Raw genomic sequence first — 21,121 nt, forward strand, 5'->3', positions numbered from 1 at the left:
CCATCATCGACAGAGGGGCCAGCCGGCCCCTTTTTTCGGATAAAGCATTATGAGCCATGCTACCTTTTATATCATTGACGACGCCGCACCAGAGGCGAGGCTGAAACTGGCCGGTCAGCAAGCAGCATGGTGGTATCAGCAAGGCCAGTCTGTATTTCTGCTGGCGGAAACCCGTGAGCAGGCCGAATGGCTGGACGAATACCTCTGGCAGCAAGATCCCGACAACTTCGTGCCCCACAACCTGATTGGAGAAGGCCCCAGACAGGGCTCTCCGGTTGAAATCGGCTGGCCCGGCCTGCGACACAGCGGTCGCCGGGCAATACTGATCAATCTCAGTCAGGATGCACCAAATTTTGCCGTGACCTTTGCACAAGTGGTAGACTTCGTGCCTTGCGATGAAAAACTCAAGCAGCAGGCCCGCGAACGCTATAAAGCGTACCGGTTGGCAGGCATTCAATTGCAGACCACACCTGCGCCTGAATCGCCCTAATTCCACCTAGATCCATCAAGAGCGCTATGGAAAAGACATACAACCCACAATCGATTGAACAAGCGCTGTACAAGCGCTGGGAAGAGGCAGGTTACTTCAAGCCTCACGGTGACACGACGAAAGATGCTTACAGCATCATGATCCCACCGCCAAACGTCACGGGCAGCCTGCACATGGGCCACGCATTCCAGGATTCCATCATGGATACCCTGATCCGCTGTGAGCGCATGAAAGGGAAAAACACCCTGTGGCAGGTCGGTACTGACCACGCGGGTATCGCGACTCAGATGGTTGTGGAGCGTAAGATCGCCGCAGAAGAAGGCAAAACCAAGCACGATTACGGTCGTGATGCCTTCATCGATAAGATCTGGGAATGGAAAGGCGAATCCGGCGGCAACATCACCAAGCAGCTGCGCCGTCTGGGCGCCTCTGTAGACTGGGATCGCGAACGTTTCACTATGGACGAAGGTCTCTCTAACGCTGTGCGTGAAGTCTTCGTTCGTCTGTATGAAGACGATCTGATCTACCGTGGCAAGCGCCTGGTCAACTGGGATCCTAAACTGCACACCGCCATTTCTGATCTGGAAGTTGAGAACAAAGACAAGAAGGGCCACATGTGGCACTTCCGCTACCCGCTGGCCGACGGTGTCAAAACCGCAGACGGTAAAGACTACATAGTCGTTGCCACTACCCGCCCTGAAACCATGCTGGGTGATACCGGCGTGGCGGTGAACCCGGAAGACCCGCGTTACCAGGATCTGATCGGCAAACACATTCTGCTGCCTATCGTGAATCGTCGCATTCCTATCGTGGGTGACGAGCACGCTGACATGGAAAAAGGCACAGGTTGTGTGAAGATCACCCCGGCACACGATTTTAACGACTACGAAGTCGGTAAACGTCACAGCCTGCCGATGATCAACATCCTGACCTTCGATGCCAACATCCGCAACGAAGCGGAAGTATTTAACAGCAACGGTGAACCCACAGATGCCTACAGCACCGACATTCCGGCTGCCTACCAGGGCATGGAACGATTCGAAGCACGTAAAGCCATCGTGGCCGAATTCGATCAGCTGGGTCTGCTGGATGAAATCAAAGATCACGACCTGACCGTCCCTTATGGCGACCGTGGCGGCGTGGTGATAGAGCCAATGCTGACCGACCAATGGTACGTGCGTACCGCCCCGCTGGCTGCACCGGCGGTGAAAGCGGTTGAAGACGGCGATATCAAATTCGTGCCTAAGCAGTACGAGAACATGTACTTCTCCTGGATGCGTGATGTGCAGGACTGGTGTATTTCCCGTCAGCTGTGGTGGGGCCACCGCATCCCGGCCTGGTACGACAACGATGGCAAAGTCTATGTGGGCCGCACCGAAGAAGAAGTCCGTGAAAAATACAGCCTGGCGCCTGTCGTGGTACTGAAACAAGACGACGACGTGCTGGACACCTGGTTCTCCTCGGCGCTGTGGACCTTTGGCACCCAGGGCTGGCCTGAGCAGACTGACGACCTGAAAGTCTTCCACCCGTCAGATGTACTGGTGACAGGTTTCGACATCATCTTCTTCTGGGTTGCCCGCATGATCATGATGACCATGCACTTCTGCAAAGACGAAGACGGCAAAGCACAGGTCCCGTTCAAAACCGTTTATGTCACCGGCCTGATCCGCGACGAAAACGGCGACAAGATGTCGAAGTCAAAAGGGAACGTGCTGGATCCGATCGACATGATCGACGGTATCGATCTGGAGTCTCTGGTACAGAAACGTACCGGCAACATGATGCAGCCGCAACTGGCAGCGAAGATCGAAAAAAATACCCGCAAGACGTTCGAAAACGGCATTGAACCTTACGGCACCGATGCCCTGCGTTTCACCCTGGCTGCCATGGCGTCTACCGGCCGTGACATCAACTGGGACATGAAACGTCTGGAAGGTTACCGTAACTTCTGTAATAAACTGTGGAACGCCAGCCGCTACGTGCTGATGAACACCGAAGATCAGGATTGCGGTTTTGCTGAAGGCGCCGAGCTGGAATACTCACTGGCAGACAAGTGGATCGAGTCGCAGTTCGAGCTGGCCGCGAAAGAGTTTAATGCCCACATTGACAACTTCCGTCTGGACATGGCCGCCAACACGATTTACGAGTTCATCTGGAACCAGTTCTGTGACTGGTATCTGGAGCTGACCAAGCCAGTGCTGTGGAAAGGCAGCGAAGCGCAGCAGCGTGCAACCCGTCGTACCCTGATCACGGTGCTGGAGAAGACCCTGCGTCTGGCCCACCCTGTGATCCCGTACATCACGGAAACCATCTGGCAGAGCGTCAAACCACTGGTGAAAGGTGTTGAAGGCGACACCATCATGACTCAGGCACTGCCTCAGTATGATGATGCCAACTTCAATGCGGACGCCCTGGCTGACATTGAGTGGGTGAAGCAATTCATCACCAGCATCCGTAACCTGCGTGCCGAGTACGACATCGCACCAAGCAAAGGCCTGGATGTGATGCTCAAAGCTGCCGATGACAAAGAGGCGGCCCGCCTGCAGCAAAACCAGGCCGTTCTGGTGGCGCTGGCGAAACTGGACAGTCTGCGTGTACTGGCAGCGGGTGAAGAAACTCCAGCCTGCGCCACCGCGCTGGTTGGTAAGTCTACCCTGATGATCCCGATGGCTGGCCTGATCGACAAAGATGCCGAGCTGGCGCGTCTGGACAAAGAAATGGCCAAGACACAGGGTGAAATCAAGCGCATCGCAGGCAAACTGGGCAATGAAGGCTTCGTGGCAAAAGCCCCGGAAGCCGTCGTGGCCAAAGAGCGCGAGAAGCTGGAAGGTTACAAAGAAACCCTGATCAAACTGGAAGAGCAGAAAGCGACCATCGCGGCGCTGTAAGCGATGTCCGTTTGCTCAGACAAAAAAAAAAGCGACCGATACCGGTCGCTTTTTTATGCCACAATTTTAAGCCAAATCTCCGACCTGAATCGGATGGATACTATTTCAAGGCCTGAATCCGTTGCTCCAGTTCGGGGTGACTTTGCAGCCATTCGGGTAACTCGCTGTCGCCATAGTGTTCCATAAAACGGTTAAACATGGCGGCCATCGGTTCTGTGGTGCCATAGTTTTTCAGCATCTGCTCGGCCGCAAACTGGTCCGCTTCACGCTCGGCATCCCGGGAATATCCGCTGGAAGCAACGAATACCCCAGTACTGGTCAGCATATCCGCCATTCCAGAGCTGTCACCGACAATCAGTGCCGTGGCCACAGAAATCAGCGCCGATTGCACCACAGACTCCATCACATGCTGATGATACACATGCCCGACTTCATGCAGCAAAATACTGTCCAGTTCGGCAGATGTGGTAGCCATTTCCACCAGCGAATCCAGCACGACTACAGTACCATCGCTCAGGGCAAACGCATTCGGGCCATAGGGCCAGGAGCGAAACACTATGTTAAGCTCAAAAGGCAGCGGCGGCAGGTTGTCCTGCAATAAGGCAAACCTGTCCTGTATCTGCCACTGCTCCTGAGCCTCAAGCTGAGAAGGCGACAGCATATGCTCGTCCAGCGTCTCCAGGACATGCTCGCCCAAATACACAGGCACGGCCTGCGGCAGCAAACGCGTGAGCGCATGACTGGCCGCCGGAATACCGTAGCGGTAAACACTCAGCCCCAATACCACAACCAGTGCCACGCTGGCCACGATTGCCAGCCAGTTTCGCTCCAGCCGGTGTACCCAGCGTTGCGGTTGAAGCGTATTGTGGCTAACCCACTCAGCCAGCTCATTATCCTGAACCGCTTTAAACTGCCAGCCATCAGCAAAACCAATGCTGGCAGGCAAGACGCCCAATGGCGGCGATATCTCCAGCTCGGCCACGGAAGCTATGATGACATGCTCGCCGCAGCGCAATGTCACCTGACCCGTCTGACTGCAGTCGAGCTCAGCTTCTCGCCGCTCAGAGCTGAGCGGCGGGTGGCAGAAGCCTTTGATGATCATCCAATACCCACTCCGATATCAAAGGCCTGAGCCACTTCGTCAGCAATAGCCGCACTGCCTTCGAAGGCCTCTCCCGTCACGTTGAGCAGAGACAAATCACCGATAACAGCCGTGTTATCGGCGAGGTAACGCTGGGTACGCACCATTGCCCAGGGACGAGCCAGCCCCAGTGTCACCAGCTGCATCAGGATATTCGACACAATCAGCCAGACAAACGCAGGGGTTCGCAGCGAAGAGGAAAAGCCATACTCTGGCTCACCGGCCGCTTTCAGCTGAGCAAAGGTGTAATTGCGGGTGCGGGCTTTCACAAATGCCGATACGGCAACCATCACCAGCAACATACCTGAGTAGACGATAAATATTGCCAGGAAAGGCCAGAGTGCACCGCCTTGCAGATTATCAAGCTGTCCGCTGGCAATCGATGACACTGCCCCCACGCCAGCCACCAGCACAAACAAGCCAATCAGCGCCACAAACAACCCCAACCCGAGCAAAGACGCCAGCACTGTGGTTTTCACAAAAAAACCTGTGCCTATCTCGGCACTGAACTGACGATCACCATACTGGTAGCCATTGGCAAAATAGCGGGTGATGGCGGCCGTGATATTGGCAAACACATACAGATATGCCGCAACAGACAGGAACACAAACAGCCCGCCGGCAACGAGCGATTTTTCAAACACCATCGCAGTGATCACAAACAGGATCACCAGCGGGATCATGGAAACCAAACCACACCCCAGCATGGCCCAATACGCGCCTTTCACCGAGCCGTTAAAGTTAAAGCGCACATTACGGTAGCTGCTCATGCGGGCATCAAAACGGGCATTATTGCGGGCCAGCAATGGATACACGCCCAAAAAAGCCAGCATCAGTACAAGGGAGAAAAGCGGCATGAAATGGCTGGCGGTAAACCACACCAGCACACAAACAGCGGCAATGACACGGCCAATCAGGATCTGCTTCGGGGTCGCATGATAATCAAATCGATCCCCGGCCAGCTCAGTGTTACCGTAAAAATATTTCTTGGTGCGGACTTTCGCCCAGGCAGAATAAATCCCAAGTGTGACGACAGAGAGCAGAATATTCACGATCCAGATACCGAAAAATTCGCCTCCCTGGCCGTGAAACCTAACCTTGTTTTCCATTGTTTTGTCCTAAGTCTTCGCAAAAAATGTGAGAAATCCAGCCCCATTGCTGGAAAAAGTGTGTATTCAATATAAACCAACCAAATGCAACTGACAGCATAAAGTTATTGCTCACTGTTTGGTTCTGTAACAGTGCTCTTAATCATAAAGCGACGATAAGTCATTATTCATGTTTATTAATATCAAACCATAGGATTTATCTATTGGTTGGATAGAATCAAACGCTTTTACTGATTGTCTGCTAACCCCCATACTGAGAACATCAACAGAGGGTTTTACCATGAAAAAGACACTCAGCTTTGCTGCCATTCACTTTACCGTAGCCTTCAGTATTGCCTACTTACTGACGGGTGATATTATCCTGGGCAGCTTGATCGCCATGATTGAGCCTATGGTCAACACGGTAGCTTTTTATTTTCATGAGAAAGCCTGGCAATGGCCGGTACTGAAACAGTCCCGCTTTGGCAAACCTGCTAATAAAACCGTGAGTTTTGCGGTGATCCACTTCAGTGTGGCCTTCAGTGTGGCGTACTTGCTGAGCGGCAGCTGGATGGTAGGTGGCGTGATGGCACTGATTGAACCGTCGATCAATACGCTGGCTTATCTGGCACATGAAACTGTCTGGCAACGCAAGGAGCAAAGCCAGCACAAAACCGCTGTATTATCCTGCCAGCATCACTCGATCATCCATTAACTTGCTTCCTGTTGACATAGTTGTGGTTCGCAATTACATTTAGTTGCAAACCACAACAATATGGATAAAGCAACATGGATGCCCAAACACTCCGCCAGTTATCCCGTCAGCTTGTGCGCCAGCTCGGCATGCTCGACAGCCAGTGTGGCAACATGGATCTCACCCCGGTTCAGGCCCATGCCCTGATTGAACTGGAAGCGAACCCCTGCACGGTCAACGATATGGCTGCCTTGCTCAATGTAGATAAATCCAACGCCAGCCGCACACTGGCAGTGCTGAGCAACAGCGGGCTGATCATCAGCCATCCCCACCCTGATGATAAACGCAGCCAGATTGCCAGCCTGACCGCAGCAGGCCAATCCAGACTGGCTGAACTGCACCAGAGACTCAATCAGCAGGTTGATGGTTTTCTGGCGCAAATGGACACGGATGAAATCGAACAGTTAGGTAAGAGTCTGGAACGGTACCGCAAAGCCATGGTGATGGCGGGCAGGCAGCAAAACTATGAGATTCGTCCGCTGACGCCATTGGACAATGCATCAATTGCGGCCGTGATCCGAAAAGTCTCTGCTGAATACGGACTGACAGCAGACAAAGGGTATGGCGTGGCCGATCCCACCCTAGACAGCATGAGTGAGGTTTATCAGCCAGAAGGACATGCTTACTGGGTGATTGAACATCGTCACCGGGTGCTCGGCGGCGGCGGTATTGCCCGGCTGGCAGGTGAAGAAAACATCTGCGAGCTGCAGAAAATGTATTTCCTGCCTGAGTTACGTGGCTTGGGTCTGGCGCGTAAGCTTGCCGTCAAGGCCCTGCGATTTGCCCGAGAACAGGGCTATCGCGCCTGCTATCTGGAAACCACCGCCAATCTGGTCGAAGCCATCGCGCTGTATGAATCGTTAGGTTTTCAGCATACCCAAAAGCCTATGGGCAACACAGGTCACGACGCCTGTGAAATCCGGATGGTGAAGTGGTTTTGACACGGCAGGTGAGACACACTTTCAGCCAATGCTGCCAAGAGGCGGCAGCATTGACATTGCGCAGACATCCGATTCTCTTTTCCTCAGCCTGCCTTTTCAACCTGAAGTGCGGATACACAAGCGCTTTCAATCGGCCTTAAATCTCCGACGATCATAATGTGTTCAAAGTAAAACTTATGTCGGCTCACGAACAACCAGGGCATCGCAAGCCCTAATGTAAAAATGAAAGTATATAAACAACTGAACCAGTGAAGAAAAATATGCCATCCACTTGCCGTCGAAACAAATTTAAATTCATCAACCCCTTCCACTTGTATTTTATCAAAATAATGATATCGGTACTCTGCTGCATATGAAATGATAAATAACAGCATTGTAATGAACGATAATACTAATGCTAAGCTCTTCCAAAAAGAATCACCAGACATCCAATAAATTATCCCACTCAGGGCAATCGCTACAAAAAAATATTTCACTGAGACGAATGCACTGATCATTGATTGAATAATTTCTCTTTCAGAGATTGTCGTTTTCAGGCAATAATTACCGTACTCGTAATGATTGATAATATAACGTGATTTTCCCAACACGAAAACGACAATCAGCAGTAACATAGACAGGATAGCACAGCCATATAGACCATATCTGAGACTTTCATTTGTTTGTTGAACTTGAAAACTCGAGTATATGAAACCACACCCCAAAAATAAAAAGAAAACTACTTTTGGATGTAAAAATAGAAAGTATACACCCAACATAGATCCAGAGAAATTGAAACGCTGAGAATTTAAACTCTTACCAGCCACATTGATTTGTATACATTTGTAATACAAAACCGGAATACATAAAATCAATGCGAGTGATGAATAGAAAAAGGACGCTATCGATAGAGAAGCGATAGCAAACCAAATAAAAAGAACAACCCCAAGAAACAGAACATATTTTAAAATATCATATGATGTCACATGATAATCAAACTTAAATGATCCGATCTTTGTTTGAGAGTAGGTATATTGCATTATTTTTGGCATTGCCAATATCCAGTAAACACCGGAAGATAAAAAAATAAAAATAATGTGTTTTAATAAAATTCTGAGGAATTTCCTTAGCTCAACATCACATGTTATTTTATGATTCATGAACCACAGTCCTTATCGATTATTTTGTAATAATAAAATCAACAAGATAATCGGCTCTGAAAGTTGAGTGCAACTCGTTTAATTAACTTCAACCCACTTTAACTCTTTTTATCAAACCTTGATTCCATTTCCCTGCTCAAAAATCAGCTAGGATTCACGTTGTGCCTTTATTAAAAAAAGCTGGCCATGCCAGCTTTTCAATCATGGATAAAACCAAACGTCCTTTAAATCTGCGTGCTGATCAGCCCCCGGATCTCACGAAGTGTCGTCTCTTTCACCAATTGTCCGTCTTCAAAAACAACCTGCAATAATCCTTGCTGCTCCTCGGCTTCGGTCACGTTGTCAAAGCACACCAGTTCGCCATCGACGCGATCCACTTTGAGTAAGCCTTTTGCCGAGCGCTTGTTGCTGTCGGTTTTGGGCTCTTTGAAAATAGCAATCCGCTGATTGCCTTTAACCACACTCGTAGCTTTTACTGCTGAGCCATGGGTATCCCGCGTGACATATTGATAGCTGAATGAGCCAATCCCCAACACCACTTTGGAGGCGAACCCTTTATCCATGAGTCGCTGCAGAATTTGACGCTGCCGGGTCAGCGTTATCGCATCGCCATAAATGGCACCGATATGTTCATCCAGCAATTTGTAGCCTTTGTCGGTGAATGTGCCACCAAAAGTACCCCACAGGCACTCAATTAACCCCTTAACTTCACATAATTCAAGCCGTTGTGTTTCGCCCTCGACACACCCGTAGTACTCCCCCTGCCAGCGATAGGCTTCGAACCCTTCGCCTACTGCCGCTTGCTCGGCTTCATGTTGTGAGTTGAAAAGTCCACTGTATTCAGACACAGGCGACAAACGATATCCGGTCAGAATTTTCACCGGATCGCCAGAGTCCGGACGAATAACTACCGTACCATTGCGAGCCATAATCTCTTCTTTGAGCAGTGGCAGATATTCCGTGACCAGCTTCCAGAAGTCCCAGGTGTCTGACACCACGCTGAGAATTCCCGTCGGTGATTGCTCACGCATCAGGTAACGGAAAAACTCAATTTCCCCTTCGAGGATCCATGAGCAGGTGACCGAGTGTTCCGTCGCATCGACCGAGCACCCCACCAGCTCTTCGTCCACATTCGCGCCATAGTATTTTTCTGCGAAGAGTACCGCCGGAATGGTGTCTGTTCCCACCAAACCCGATGCCAGGTGACCAAAACCGCTCATCGCCGCCGCGTGTTTCCCGAACATGCCGCGAAAGCTAAAGTCATGGCCCTGAAATGGCACAATATCCGCTGGTAACCCGGTTTTTTCCGCAAACTCCCGGAAGACTTTCAGGTACGCCACAGAAGTGGTGGCACTGGTTTGAATCGGCCAATTTTCGCAGCTGAGAACGGTCTCAATCATATTAGTAAGCCATTCAAAGCCGGGCTTGGTATTCACAATAGTGATAGGCGGAACCTGATAAGGCACTAAGGTGCCTTCCGGTAAAGCTTTCACTCTTAACGGCAGGTAGCCCAGGTCGTGCAAAGCTTCCAGATAGCTGACATCCACGGGGTAGCCCAGCATGGCACTCATCACCCGCCTGTGGTTTGCTACTGCGCTCTCTTTGTCTGCCACAAAGAAGGCCTGCCATTCTTCCTGCAAATAACTTTTGATAAAGTATTGCAGCCCGACAAAGACCACTTTATCGTTATTTTCTACATTGCTTAACTTGCCGCTGCGGGACGTATAGTTCGCATACACTTCAGTGACATCCGGGTGATAGGCACGGCTGTGAAATTCTTTATAAACATCTTTCTGCATGCTTGCTGCGTTAATGGTCATGGGGACTCCTCCTTAAAGTTCAATCATTTCAAGTTGCACGTCGTTGTGCGGGATAAAGTCCGCTTTGTCACGGCAAGAATTCGTGGTGTAAATGATGTCGATCAGGCCAGCAAAAACGGCCAGCCCCTGAGAAAAAATTCCGTGGGTCACATAGAGAGCAATCGACTTTGCCCCTTGTGCTTTCAGCACTTTCGCCAACTCAATGAAGGTTCTGCCTCCATCGCAGATATCATCGGCGATCAGCACGTCTTTTCCGCTGACCTCACCCAGCACTAAGGTTTGAAGGATGTATCCGGTTTTCAGATCTCGGACTTTCTGCGCCTGAATCACTTCAGGCTCTCCGCCAAAGTGCTCCGCGATTTTGATTGTTTTTTTGCTGGCACCAGCATCCGGCGACACCAAAGTCAGCGCACCGCTGCTCAGTTGCTCACGCAAAGCGGGAAACTGCTCAATCAGGTTCACCTGCGCAATATTTTCAACACGATCCAGTAAAGCAGGTACCACCTCACTATGGGCATCCCACACGGTGACTTTATTCAGGTTGAGCGAATTGATCAGTGAGGCCATGACTTTTGCGCCCAGCGCTTCACCTGCGACACAGACCCGGTCCTGACGTGCATACGGAAAATACGGGATTAGCAATTCAATTGATATCCGTTCCATACACAGTCTTTTTAATGCATCAACGGCCATCAACAGACGCATTACCTGTGAGGAGTTCGTGACTCTGGCTATCACCTTAACTTTTTCGCTTTGAGCGAAATCCGATGGATTGAAACGGATATGTTCTTCTCCCCCGGAAAATGTAAAGGCTTCATATGCCAACTCTTTTGTATTTCCAGCGTATTCATAACTGATGACTTTCATATCCCCTCACAAATAATGTCTCTAAGACACAAACAAGATATCAAACCAAATCTCACCCATCAATAACTTTATGTCCGTGAGACACAATTAATCTTTTCCTCATGTATGAATCCTCTTCATTTGCCTGAGTATCAAGATTTCGTTATTGTGTCGAAAAGACACAAAATAAGATTGTCATGGCGCTTGATTACGATTTAAACCAATACAAAAACCCACTGTTCACGGTGGACAGCGTGCTGTTTACAATTTTGCAGGGCAGCCTGAAAGTGCTGCTGGTGAAGCGGGCGAACGCCCCTTTTCAGGGGCGTTGGGGATTGCCGGGCGGATTTGTGGATGTCGATTCAGACGACAATACCGATATGAGTGCGCTAAGAAAAATCAAAGAGAAAACCAGCGTAGCACCACAATATCTGGAGCAGTTGCAGGCATTTTCAGGGATCAACCGCGATCCGAGAGGATTCAGCGTGACGCTGGTGTATTACGCCTTAATATCCCCGCAACACGCTGCGACACAAATCGATGCAGTCGATGACGTCAAGTGGGTGGATCTCAATGAACTGCCCGATCTCGCTGTCGCATTTGATCACAAGCACATCATCGAAAAAGCCAAAGAGCGCCTACAGCACAAGGCTCTGTATTCGATGATCCCAGTTTACTGCCTGCCGGAACAGTTCACCATCGGACAGCTCAAATCGGCCATTGAAGCGATCATTGCCAAGCCCATCCAACGTAAGAGCCTGGTCAGACGAATCGAGGCCAGCGGTATGTTTGAAGCTCTCGATGAAAAAGTGAAATCCGGTGGCCGACTGGCGCAGCTCTATACGTTAAAGCCGGATGTGGATATCGTCCATTTCGAGCGTAACCTCAGCCTGTAAACGTCGATCGGGACCACTGAAGCCAGCGCAATTTTCAATGCCTGATGTGCATGGTAAATCAGAAGCAACAGATAAAAAAATCCCCCGACAGTCGGGGGATTCATTGAATTCAGGTCAGTTTTTTGGACCCTGAAGGAAGTGAAATCTAAACAATCATCGAAGAGAATTACTCTTCGTCGTCTTCACCAGACTCGAAGTAAGTTCCCCAGCCGTCGTAATCGATGTTGTACTTCTGCGCCAGCTCTACCAGCCTGAGTACCTGCTCATCGATCAGCTCTGCGTCCAGGGCTGACTCCATCACTGCATCGAAGCAAACGACAGTACCGCCACCGTCTTCTTCATCCAGCTCCAGCTCTTCGGCATCCATCACTTCAAAGCCCATCTTGAAGGCTTCAGCAGCGGCACCTTCCAGCTGAGCAAATGAATCAGCAGAAAAATGGTGTTCAATCGAATACAGCGCATCCGGATCACTGCCATCTTCCAGCAGGGACTCAATGATCTCGCGAGTCTCTTCCTTCTGCTCTTCAATCAATTCTGCGTAAGACATAAGGTCTCTCCAAATAGGGGCACCAGCCACACTAGTATGTATGAAATTGGCCGCCAATATGGCACGGATCCCCGCGAATTTCCATCCTCAGTCGCGATTTCCCGCCCCACATTCTGTTCAGTGAAAGCCACAATGCTGCTTTTCTGATGCAGCAGACGATTTTTCCCGCCTTTCTCTCGGGTTTTGCGATTGACACAGGTATATATAATTTCATATTTTATGGGTAATTATTCATAAATACTCCATTTTCACACATAACGCAGCGATCAGTGTTCGCTGAAGTCATGAACACGAGGACGAGATATGGCATTTAATCTGCGCAACCGGAATTTTCTCAAGCTGCTGGATTTCACCCCACGCGAAATCGGGCATCTGTTGTCGCTTTCCGCAGAACTGAAAAAAGCCAAATACGGTGGTTATGAGCAGCCGCGCCTGAGCGGTAAGAACATCGCCCTGATTTTCGAAAAGTCCTCCACCCGTACCCGATGCGCCTTTGAAGTCGCGGCCTTTGATCAGGGGGCCCGTGTGTCTTATTTAGGTCCGTCCGGCAGCCAGATCGGCCACAAGGAATCCATGAAAGATACCGCGCGCGTGCTTGGCCGTATGTATGACGGTATCCAGTACCGGGGTTATGGCCAGTCTGTGGTTGAAGAGCTGGGCCAGTATGCCGGTGTGCCGGTCTGGAACGGCCTGACCGATGAGTTCCACCCTACTCAGATCCTGGCCGATTTTCTGACCATGCAGGAGCACAGCCCGGGCAAGCAATTACAAGATATTAAATTTGCCTATCTGGGTGATGCCCGCAACAACATGGGCAATTCCCTGATGGTCGGCGCGGCCAAAATGGGGATGGATATCCGGCTGGTTGCGCCCAAGGACTACTGGCCGGAAGAGGAACTGGTCACCCAGTGTCTGGAGATTGCCAGTGAGACCGGTGCCCGCATTACCCTGACCGAGTCGGTGCAGGAAGGCGTGCAAGGCTGTGATTATCTGTATACCGACGTCTGGGTGTCCATGGGCGAAGCACAGTCGGCCTGGGATGAGCGGGTTAAAACCATGCTGCCGTACCAGGTTAACGCCTCGACACTCAAGGCAACCGGCAATCCCAATGTGAAATTCATGCACTGCCTGCCAGCGTTTCACAACGATGAAACCACTGTAGGTAAAGAGGTAGCCGAAAAATATGGCCTATCGGGCCTGGAAGTGACCGAAGAGGTCTTCGAGTCTGCCCACTCTATCGTCTTCGATCAGGCCGAAAACCGGATGCACACCATTAAAGCTGTGATGGTGGCCACCTTAGGCCAGTAACCCTGACATTGGTCAGCATCAGGGCCAGGTTAGGTGCAGGCAAACGCTTGCGCCATAGAGAAATGGCGGTATAATCCTCCGCAATTTGTCTAGTGAGTACCAAAAATGGCCCAATCCGCGATCACAGTTGTGCTGCGACGCCGCCGATTAACGGTGTGCCGTGCCGTTTTTGTTACTCCGGATCGTCATCCGAAAGCCTCCTGATCTCAGGGGGCTTTTTTTTGCCTGTACGATAGCCAAGACAGACCCAAAGCTACCTGTTCCAGACCAAAAGAGGGAAAAGCGCCATGGCGAATTCGCTATATCATAAGCACATTATTTCTATCCCCGAGCTTAGCCGCAGCGAACTCGAGCTGATCGTTGACACCGCGGCCCAGCTGAAGAAACAGCCGAATCCTGAACTGCTCAAGCACAAAGTGATTGCCAGTTGTTTCTTTGAGCCTTCTACCCGCACCCGCCTTTCTTTTGAAACGGCGATTCAGCGTTTAGGCGGCAGCGTGATTGGCTTCGATAATGGTGGCAATACCTCACTGGCGAAAAAAGGCGAGACCCTGATAGACTCCGTTCAGGTCATCACATCTTACGTGGATGCGTTCGTCATGCGCCATCCGCAAGAAGGTGCCGCCCGTCTGGCGTCAGAATTCTCTGGCAAAGTGCCAGTGATTAATGCCGGTGACGGCGCCAACCAGCACCCAACCCAAACCCTGCTGGATTTGTTCAGTATCGCTGAAACACAAGGCCGCCTGGACAACCTCAATGTCGCTTTTGTCGGCGATCTGAAATACGGCCGCACGGTGCATTCGCTGACCCAGGCACTGTCGAAGTTCAACAACATCCGTTTTTACTTCATCGCTCCGGAAGCACTGGCAATGCCGGATTACATCTGCGAGGAGCTGGATGAAGCCGGTATTAAGTACAGCCTGCACACCCAGATGGAAGAAGTGATCCCCGAGCTGGACGTGCTGTATATGACCCGGGTGCAAAAAGAGCGCTTTGACGAATCCGAGTATGCGCACATGAAAGCGGCTTATATCCTGAGTGCTGACATGCTGGCCCATGCCCGTGAAAACCTCAAAGTACTGCACCCGCTGCCACGTGTTGATGAAATCACCACGGATGTAGACAAAACCCCGCACGCTTATTATTTCCAGCAGGCGGAAAATGGCGTCTATGCCCGGCAGGCGCTGCTGGCACTGGTACTTAATCAAGACATTTAAGCAGGAGAATTCCCCATGACAAAAGAGTCCCAACTTCAGGTCGAAGCCATTAAGAACGGTACTGTCATTGACCACATCCCTGCCAATGTCGGTATCAAGGTGCTGCGCTTGTTCCAACTGCATCAGGCCGAAGAAAAAGTCACGATTGGCCTCAATCTGCCTTCCTCGGCACAGGGAACCAAAGATTTAATCAAAATCGAAAATGTGTTTCTGAATGAGGAACTGGCTAACCAGCTGGCGCTCTACGCCCCCAAGGCAACAGTCAACCAGATTGAAGATTATAAAGTAGTGAAAAAGCTCACCCTGTCGCTGCCTTCACAGATTAATGCTGTCTTCAAATGCCCGAATTCAAACTGCATTACCCACAACGAGCCTGTCGACAGCAGTTTCAGGGTAGTCACCAAACATGATGAAGTCCGCCTGAAGTGCAAATACTGTGAGAAAGTGTTCGCGCGCGACATAGTGACCGATTATCACTGATATTTCGGTATTCATACCGAAAAACCGCCTGTGACAAAAATAAGAAAGCCGACTCAGCCCTGAGCCGGCTTTCACGTTTCTTGCCCCTTTTCTGCCTCAGTCCGGCCATTCTCAGTTAGACAACATACTTTCGCCCACACCGTCTCTAGACTCAGGAAAAGTGCCGCTTTTGGCCCCTTTGGCAGCCAGAACGCCACTCTGTAGAGAAATCCGTACAGAACGGTGGTCAACCCGTTCTGTAAAAGAAAGTGTGACCAACAACGAGAACATAGCATGAGTATCTGTGCGCAGTTTTGTCATCGTTATCTCTGGCCCCTGTTATCCGTTCGGCCTGCCATACTGGCCGGCCTGGCCCTGTCCGGCTGTGTGATGACAAATGGTGACGTCTTTGATGCACCGAAACATATGGCCAACCAGCAAGTTATTATCGGGGTGCCCATTTTGCTGGGCGGATTTGGCTCGGCTGTTCCTGTTACCCCGCATTTGCAGGTGACGGCCAAACATGTTGCGCGCTATTCCTGGAACCGGGATGTGATCTATCATCCGCTGTGCGATCTGGCGCTGATCCGTACTGACTCTGCTCAGATCCCTACCTGGGGCTTAATTTTTCCGGATCAGCCCGTGGTCCATCAGGGCCACTCTCTGCTCGGGACCAGCATAGAGGGCAAAGGAAAATATCTGCAGGATGTGATAGATACCAACACTAACTGTCTGTATTCACTGAGTGATGCGCCGGTCATGTCAGGCATGAGCGGCGGCCCAGTGTTCAATGACGCCGGTGAAATCGTCGGTATTACCGTGGCCATCGTCGATAACCCGGAAGATCTCGCCAACCTGCGCCCGGCTGCGCGATACAGCCAGTTTGTCCCTGCCACACTGATTTTTGACTGGCTGCAGGAGCTGGGTATACGCCCTGTATCCGCCAGCCCAGCGCTGGCCAGCGCCCAGGTCTCGCCTTATGTTAATCGCCTGAACCGCAGTACTGACGTGCCCGCTTCGCTGGGCCTGCCCGGTAACCAGCATCACAGTGGCAACGGCCTGACACCGCTTGCCGCCCCGCTCACCAGCTATGCAACGCCAGTGTCCGGGTCGTTCCCGCCGCCGGATGAAAACAGTAATGACGTGGCCCTGCAGCACAGTTCGACGACTCTCTATCAGGAAGGAAAACCCGATAGCAGCCGTTCGCCAGCCGAGGCCATCCAAAACCTGAGCAATGATCCCACGTTCCGTTAGCAAACCTTTTGACCTGTTCGTCAAGGCATTGCACACTAGAGGCCGTAAGCATTTCTGTTGAAGCCAAAAAGGATCAAACATGACTCAAGTACTGCACACAGACAAAGCACCTGCCGCTATCGGCCCATACGTTCAGGGTGTTGATCTCGGTAACATGGTTCTGACTTCGGGCCAGATCCCGGTCAACCCGGTAACGGGAGAAGTGCCGGAAGATATCGCCGCTCAGGCTCGCCAGTCGCTGGAGAACGTCAAAGCGGTGGTCGAATCTTCAGGTCTGAAAGTGGCGGATATCGTGAAAATGACGGTGTTTGTGAAGGATCTGAACGATTTTGGCACAGTCAATGAAGTGTACGGCAATTTCTTTGATGAAAACCACGCCTCCTACCCGGCGCGCTCTTGTGTGGAAGTGGCTCGTCTGCCAAAAGATGTCAAAATCGAAATTGAAGCCATTGCGGTACGCAAAGCCTGAGGCTTCCCTGCATAATGCACGACACAAAAAAGACGGGGTTATCCCGTCTTTTTTGTTATCTGAGTGATGCCAGCACCTTGTGATACACCTGACTGAACCAGGCCGTAAACCGTTCCGGATTGCTGTCCAGACAAGCGCTTAACTCCGCTTGTGGCCACCAGCGACAGGCCATGACCTCTTGCGGGTTCGGGACTATGTTCAGCTCTGAGGCTTCCGCCACCAGGACATAATCCAGTTCGTGTTCTGTCAAATCATTATCCAGTTCAGCCCGGTAAATAAAGCGGGCGACCTGCTCAAACTGCGCCACCCCGCGTATCCCCATTTCCTCGCTCAGCCGGCGTATCGCAGCCTGCTGCAGACTCTCACCGTCACGAGGATGCGAGCAGCAGGTGTTGGTCCATAAACCACCGCTGTGATACTTGGTTAGTGCTCGCTGTTGCAGTAAAAATTCAAGGCCGGATTCCGTCCGGCGGTAAAGCAGGACAGAGAATGCAAGGTGCAGACTGCCGTCACGGTGAGCCTGCATTTTTTCCGCCAGCCCCAGGTGCTCACCGGCCTGATTGACTAATATCACATATTCCCGGCTCATCACTCACCACTCTGACAGCAAAGGGCGTACCGCCCTGAAAACAAAGACAGGCCCTGATGGCCTGCCTTCCTGACAATTCGACGCAATCCCAGCACTGTTATTTTGCTGAGCGGGCCTGCGCTTCGGCGTTCAGATCATCCAGCTTAGCCGCCATCAGATAGCGACAGCGTTCTGACAACTCGCGGACATCCTCTTTGGTCATGCCTTCTGTTGAAACAGGCGGCATCACTTCAACAATCACCACGCCGTTGTCCCAGCGATTAAATTTCACCTTGTCGGTGGAGCTGCACACAATAGGTACCACAGGCACACCGGCACTGATAGCGGCATGAAAGGCACCGGTTTTAAAAGGCAACAGGCCCCGGCCACGAGAACGCGTCCCTTCCGGGAACATCCAGACCGAGACATTACGTTCTTTGATTTTCTCTACTACCTGACTGATAGTGCCCATCGCTTTACTGCGATTGGCGCGGTCAATCAGAATATTACCTGTCAGCCAGTATAGCTGACCAAATAACGGCATCCACAGCAGGCTTTTCTTGCCGACAGTCACAGTACGCGGCAGCACGGCACCTGAAATCGTAAACAGATCATAGTTATTCTGATGATTACCAATATGGACACTCGGGCCGACTTCCCGCGCGGCGTCTGCCACGCGCAATTCCAGTTTAATCCCCAGAATGCGTGACATTTTCGCGAAATACAGCGCAATAGTGTGGACGTGTTTCGGGTTACGCGGGCTTAACAGGCAGTAACCACAGCCAAACACAAACATGACGATGGCAAACAGCGTCAATGCCAACAGTCGTAATACAGCAATCATCAGATTCTCCTCAGCGTACAAGCGTGCGCTAGTATACTCAGTCAAAGGGAAATTACACCCTTCTCTCGGCTTTTTTGTTTGATCCTGACGCCATTTTCGTTCGGTATAGCGCAAATAAAATAAGCCTCTGAACGAGGCTTATTTTGTCTAATACGCTGACGGGGAATGGCAATCAGCTATCTTCATTCTGATCCGGATAAGTAATTTCATAACTGGTGACCCGCTGCAGACCGCGAGGCAGCATAGTGCCCCTTCTGCCACGCTCACCATAGAAATTCTCAAGATCCGACACTTTCAGGCCCAGCTTACGCTTACCTGCGTACAGGGTAAGCTCACTGCCTGCCGGTAAGACCAGCAAGTGAGACAAAAACTCTTCCCTGGCTTTGGCTCTGGCTGAAGGAATGTTGATAATCTTGTTGCCCTTGCCTTTACCCAGTTGCGGCAGATCCTGGATCGGGAAGATCAGCATACGGCCTTCATTGGTGATCGCCAGCACCTGATCTTTGCTCAGATCCGAGATGGGCTGAGGCGGCATCACTTCACATTCCGCCGGTACCGACAGCAAGGCCTTACCATTGCGGTTCTTGGAGATCATGTCGCTGGCCTTGCAGACAAAACCATAACCGGCATCAGAGGCCATCAGCCAGTATTGCTCCTCCTCAGACATCAGCACCTGACGCACGCTGCTGCCGGCCGTGATATTGAGACGGCCGGTCACAGGTTCACCCTGGCTCCTTGCCGAGGGCAGTGTATGAGATTCCAGTGCATAGCTGCGGCCATCGCTGCCGATAAAGATCGCAGGCTGATTACTCTTACCGCGGGCATGGCTCAGGTAACTGTCGCCAGACTTAAAGTTCAGGCTGCTCGGATCCACCTCATGCCCTTTGGCGTGACGGATCCAGCCTTTATCGGACAGCACCACAGTAATGGCTTCGCTTGGCAGCAAATCACGCTCAGTCATCGCCTTGGCTTCTGCTCGCTCAACCAGCGGCGAGCGGCGCTCATCACCGTATGTCTCGGCATCGGCCAGAATTTCTTTCTTCAGCAAAGTGTTCATGCGTCGCTCAGAGCCCAGCAGCTGTTCCAGCTTCTCACGCTCCTTGCTCAACTCATCCTGCTCGCCGCGGATCTTGATCTCTTCCAGCTTGGCTAACTGGCGTAATTTGATCTCAAGAATGGCTTCGGCCTGTGTCGCACTCAGCCCGAAGCGGCTGATCAGCTCGGCTTTCGGATCGTCTTCCGTGCGGATAATCTCAATCACTTCGTCGATATTGAGATAAGCCGCCAGTAAACCTTCAAGAATGTGCAGGCGCGCCAGCACTTTATCCAGACGGTGCTGCAAACGGCGGCGCACAGTTTCGCGACGGTAGACCAGCCATTCCGACAAAATAGTCACCAGGCCTTTGACCTGAGGACGGCCATCCAGCCCCAGCATGTTGAGGTTAACCCGGAAGCTCTTTTCTAAATCAGTTGAGGCAAAGAGATGCTCCATCAACTGCTCGGCATCGACCCGGTTGGAACGCGGCACGATAACAATTCGGGTCGGATTCTCATGATCCGACTCATCACGCAAATCTTCCACCAGCGGCAGCTTCTTGGCGCGCATCATACCGGCAATCTGCTCCAGCAACTTGGAGCCGGACACCTGATGCGGCAATGCGGTGATAATGATTTCGCCGTTGTCCTTCGACCACACAGCACGCATCTTCACGCTGCCTTTACCGGTACGGTAAATTCTTTTCAGATCCTCACTGGAAGAGGTGATCTCCGCTTCCGTCGGGTAATCCGGGCCTTTGACGAATTCCATCATGGCATCCAGATCCGCCTGCGGATTCTCGATCAGGTGCACCACGGCATTGGCCACTTCACGGGCGTTATGCGGCGGAATATCTGTCGCCATACCAACGGCGATTCCTGTTACCCCATTGAGCAAAATATGCGGCAGCCGGGCTGGCAGCATAGTCGGCTCTTTCATGGTGCCGTCGAAGTTCAGCCCCCATTCCACCGTGCCCTGGCCCAGCTCACTCAGCAGGATTTCAGAGAAACGGGACAGGCGCGATTCGGTATAACGCATCGCGGCGAACGATTTCGGATCATCCGGGGCACCCCAGTTTCCCTGACCGTCAACCAGCGGATAACGGTACGAGAAAGGCTGCGCCATCAGTACCATAGCTTCATAACAGGCCGAATCGCCGTGTGGATGGTACTTACCCAGTACGTCACCGACCGTACGGGCCGATTTTTTGTATTTGGCTGTGGCGCTCAGGCCCAGCTCTGACATAGCGTAAATAATCCGGCGTTGTACCGGTTTCAGGCCATCGCCGATAAACGGCAGGGCCCGGTCCATGATTACGTACATGGAGTAATTCAGATAGGCATCTTCAGTAAACTTGCGCAGCGGAAGCTGCTCGATACCTTCCATTGAGACATCAGTCATGGTGGCTAAATCCGT

The 21,121-nt window shown here is 51.5% G+C and carries 19 protein-coding genes; 10 read left to right on the forward strand and 9 right to left on the reverse strand.

The window, feature by feature from the left end; genetic code table 11:
- Positions 1-49: 49 nt before the first annotated feature.
- Entirely contained in the window at positions 50-490 is a 441-nt protein-coding gene (locus tag D6M16_RS10420) for a DNA polymerase III subunit chi (RefSeq protein ID WP_120511721.1), read from the forward strand.
- A 26-nt stretch (positions 491-516) separates the two neighbouring features.
- A complete protein-coding gene (locus tag D6M16_RS10425; RefSeq protein WP_120511722.1) occupies positions 517-3,378 on the forward strand; it encodes a valine--tRNA ligase in 2,862 nt (953 codons plus the stop codon).
- Positions 3,379-3,478: 100 nt separating this feature from the next.
- On the opposite strand, the gene D6M16_RS10430 is transcribed toward D6M16_RS10425, so the two are convergent.
- A complete protein-coding gene (locus tag D6M16_RS10430; RefSeq protein ID WP_120511723.1) occupies positions 3,479-4,480 on the reverse strand; it encodes a M48 family metallopeptidase in 1,002 nt (333 codons plus the stop codon).
- On the reverse strand, positions 4,477-5,628 hold the full coding sequence (locus tag D6M16_RS10435; RefSeq protein ID WP_120511724.1) for a YjgN family protein: 1,152 nt from the start codon (positions 5,626-5,628) through the stop codon (positions 4,477-4,479). The genes D6M16_RS10430 and D6M16_RS10435 overlap by 4 nt, the downstream gene beginning before the upstream one ends.
- Positions 5,629-5,908: 280 nt before the next feature.
- Between D6M16_RS10435 and D6M16_RS10440 the strand changes: the two genes are divergently transcribed.
- Together D6M16_RS10440 and D6M16_RS10445 are read left to right on the forward strand one after the other, a co-directional pair.
- The gene (locus D6M16_RS10440; protein WP_120511725.1) at positions 5,909-6,322 is read left to right on the forward strand and encodes a DUF2061 domain-containing protein; all 414 of its coding nucleotides are present in this window, start codon (positions 5,909-5,911) and stop codon (positions 6,320-6,322) included.
- A 74-nt stretch (positions 6,323-6,396) separates the two neighbouring features.
- Complete coding sequence (locus tag D6M16_RS10445; protein WP_120511726.1) at positions 6,397-7,302, forward strand: bifunctional helix-turn-helix transcriptional regulator/GNAT family N-acetyltransferase; 906 nt, start codon at positions 6,397-6,399, stop codon at positions 7,300-7,302.
- An 83-nt stretch (positions 7,303-7,385) separates the two neighbouring features.
- Here D6M16_RS10445 and D6M16_RS10450 read toward each other — a convergent pair whose 3' ends face one another.
- The 3 genes from D6M16_RS10450 to prs all read right to left on the reverse strand — a co-directional run bounded on the left by D6M16_RS10450 (position 7,386) and on the right by prs (position 11,128).
- Entirely contained in the window at positions 7,386-8,441 is a 1,056-nt protein-coding gene (locus tag D6M16_RS10450) for a DUF898 family protein (RefSeq protein WP_120511727.1), read from the reverse strand.
- Positions 8,442-8,665: 224 nt separating this feature from the next.
- Positions 8,666-10,261 (reverse strand): nicotinate phosphoribosyltransferase, encoded by a 1,596-nt coding sequence (locus D6M16_RS10455; protein WP_120511728.1) that lies wholly within the window; start codon positions 10,259-10,261, stop codon positions 8,666-8,668.
- Between the two features lie 12 nt (positions 10,262-10,273).
- Positions 10,274-11,128, reverse strand: a complete 855-nt coding sequence (gene prs, locus D6M16_RS10460; RefSeq protein WP_120511729.1) for a ribose-phosphate diphosphokinase — start codon at positions 11,126-11,128, stop codon at positions 10,274-10,276.
- Positions 11,129-11,361: 233 nt separating this feature from the next.
- Between prs and D6M16_RS10465 the strand changes: the two genes are divergently transcribed.
- Entirely contained in the window at positions 11,362-12,003 is a 642-nt protein-coding gene (locus D6M16_RS10465; RefSeq protein WP_240435560.1) for an NUDIX hydrolase, read from the forward strand.
- 166 nt (positions 12,004-12,169) lie between these two features.
- On the opposite strand, the gene rraB is transcribed toward D6M16_RS10465, so the two are convergent.
- Positions 12,170-12,550 carry a ribonuclease E inhibitor RraB gene (gene rraB / locus D6M16_RS10470; protein ID WP_120511731.1) on the reverse strand — a complete coding sequence of 127 codons (381 nt, stop codon included), beginning with the start codon at positions 12,548-12,550 and terminating at the stop codon, positions 12,170-12,172.
- 303 nt (positions 12,551-12,853) lie between these two features.
- On the opposite strand from rraB, the gene argF reads away from it, so the two are divergent.
- The 5 genes from argF (at position 12,854) to D6M16_RS10495 (ending at position 17,257) form a co-directional block, all read left to right on the forward strand.
- Positions 12,854-13,858, forward strand: a complete 1,005-nt coding sequence (argF, locus tag D6M16_RS10475; RefSeq protein WP_120511732.1) for an ornithine carbamoyltransferase — start codon at positions 12,854-12,856, stop codon at positions 13,856-13,858.
- A gap of 287 nt (positions 13,859-14,145) precedes the next feature.
- A complete protein-coding gene (gene pyrB, locus D6M16_RS10480; protein WP_120511733.1) occupies positions 14,146-15,075 on the forward strand; it encodes an aspartate carbamoyltransferase in 930 nt (309 codons plus the stop codon).
- A gap of 15 nt (positions 15,076-15,090) precedes the next feature.
- Positions 15,091-15,555 carry an aspartate carbamoyltransferase regulatory subunit gene (gene pyrI / locus D6M16_RS10485; protein WP_120511734.1) on the forward strand — a complete coding sequence of 155 codons (465 nt, stop codon included), beginning with the start codon at positions 15,091-15,093 and terminating at the stop codon, positions 15,553-15,555.
- Between the two features lie 273 nt (positions 15,556-15,828).
- Positions 15,829-16,788, forward strand: coding sequence for a trypsin-like peptidase domain-containing protein (locus tag D6M16_RS10490; RefSeq protein WP_120511735.1), 960 nt, complete (start codon positions 15,829-15,831; stop codon positions 16,786-16,788).
- A 79-nt stretch (positions 16,789-16,867) separates the two neighbouring features.
- The gene (locus D6M16_RS10495; protein ID WP_027251909.1) at positions 16,868-17,257 is read left to right on the forward strand and encodes a Rid family detoxifying hydrolase; all 390 of its coding nucleotides are present in this window, start codon (positions 16,868-16,870) and stop codon (positions 17,255-17,257) included.
- A gap of 55 nt (positions 17,258-17,312) precedes the next feature.
- On the opposite strand, the gene idi is transcribed toward D6M16_RS10495, so the two are convergent.
- The 3 genes from idi to parC form a co-directional block, all read right to left on the reverse strand.
- Positions 17,313-17,846, reverse strand: a complete 534-nt coding sequence (gene idi / locus D6M16_RS10500; RefSeq protein WP_120511736.1) for an isopentenyl-diphosphate Delta-isomerase — start codon at positions 17,844-17,846, stop codon at positions 17,313-17,315.
- 97 nt (positions 17,847-17,943) lie between these two features.
- Positions 17,944-18,669, reverse strand: a complete 726-nt coding sequence (locus tag D6M16_RS10505; RefSeq protein ID WP_120511737.1) for a 1-acylglycerol-3-phosphate O-acyltransferase — start codon at positions 18,667-18,669, stop codon at positions 17,944-17,946.
- A 172-nt stretch (positions 18,670-18,841) separates the two neighbouring features.
- On the reverse strand, positions 18,842-21,106 hold the full coding sequence (parC, locus tag D6M16_RS10510) for a DNA topoisomerase IV subunit A (RefSeq protein WP_120511738.1): 2,265 nt from the start codon (positions 21,104-21,106) through the stop codon (positions 18,842-18,844).
- Positions 21,107-21,121 lie beyond the last annotated feature (15 nt).

The sequence above is a fragment of the Photobacterium salinisoli genome (assembly GCF_003614885.1).
Lineage (GTDB): Bacteria > Pseudomonadota > Gammaproteobacteria > Enterobacterales > Vibrionaceae > Photobacterium > Photobacterium salinisoli.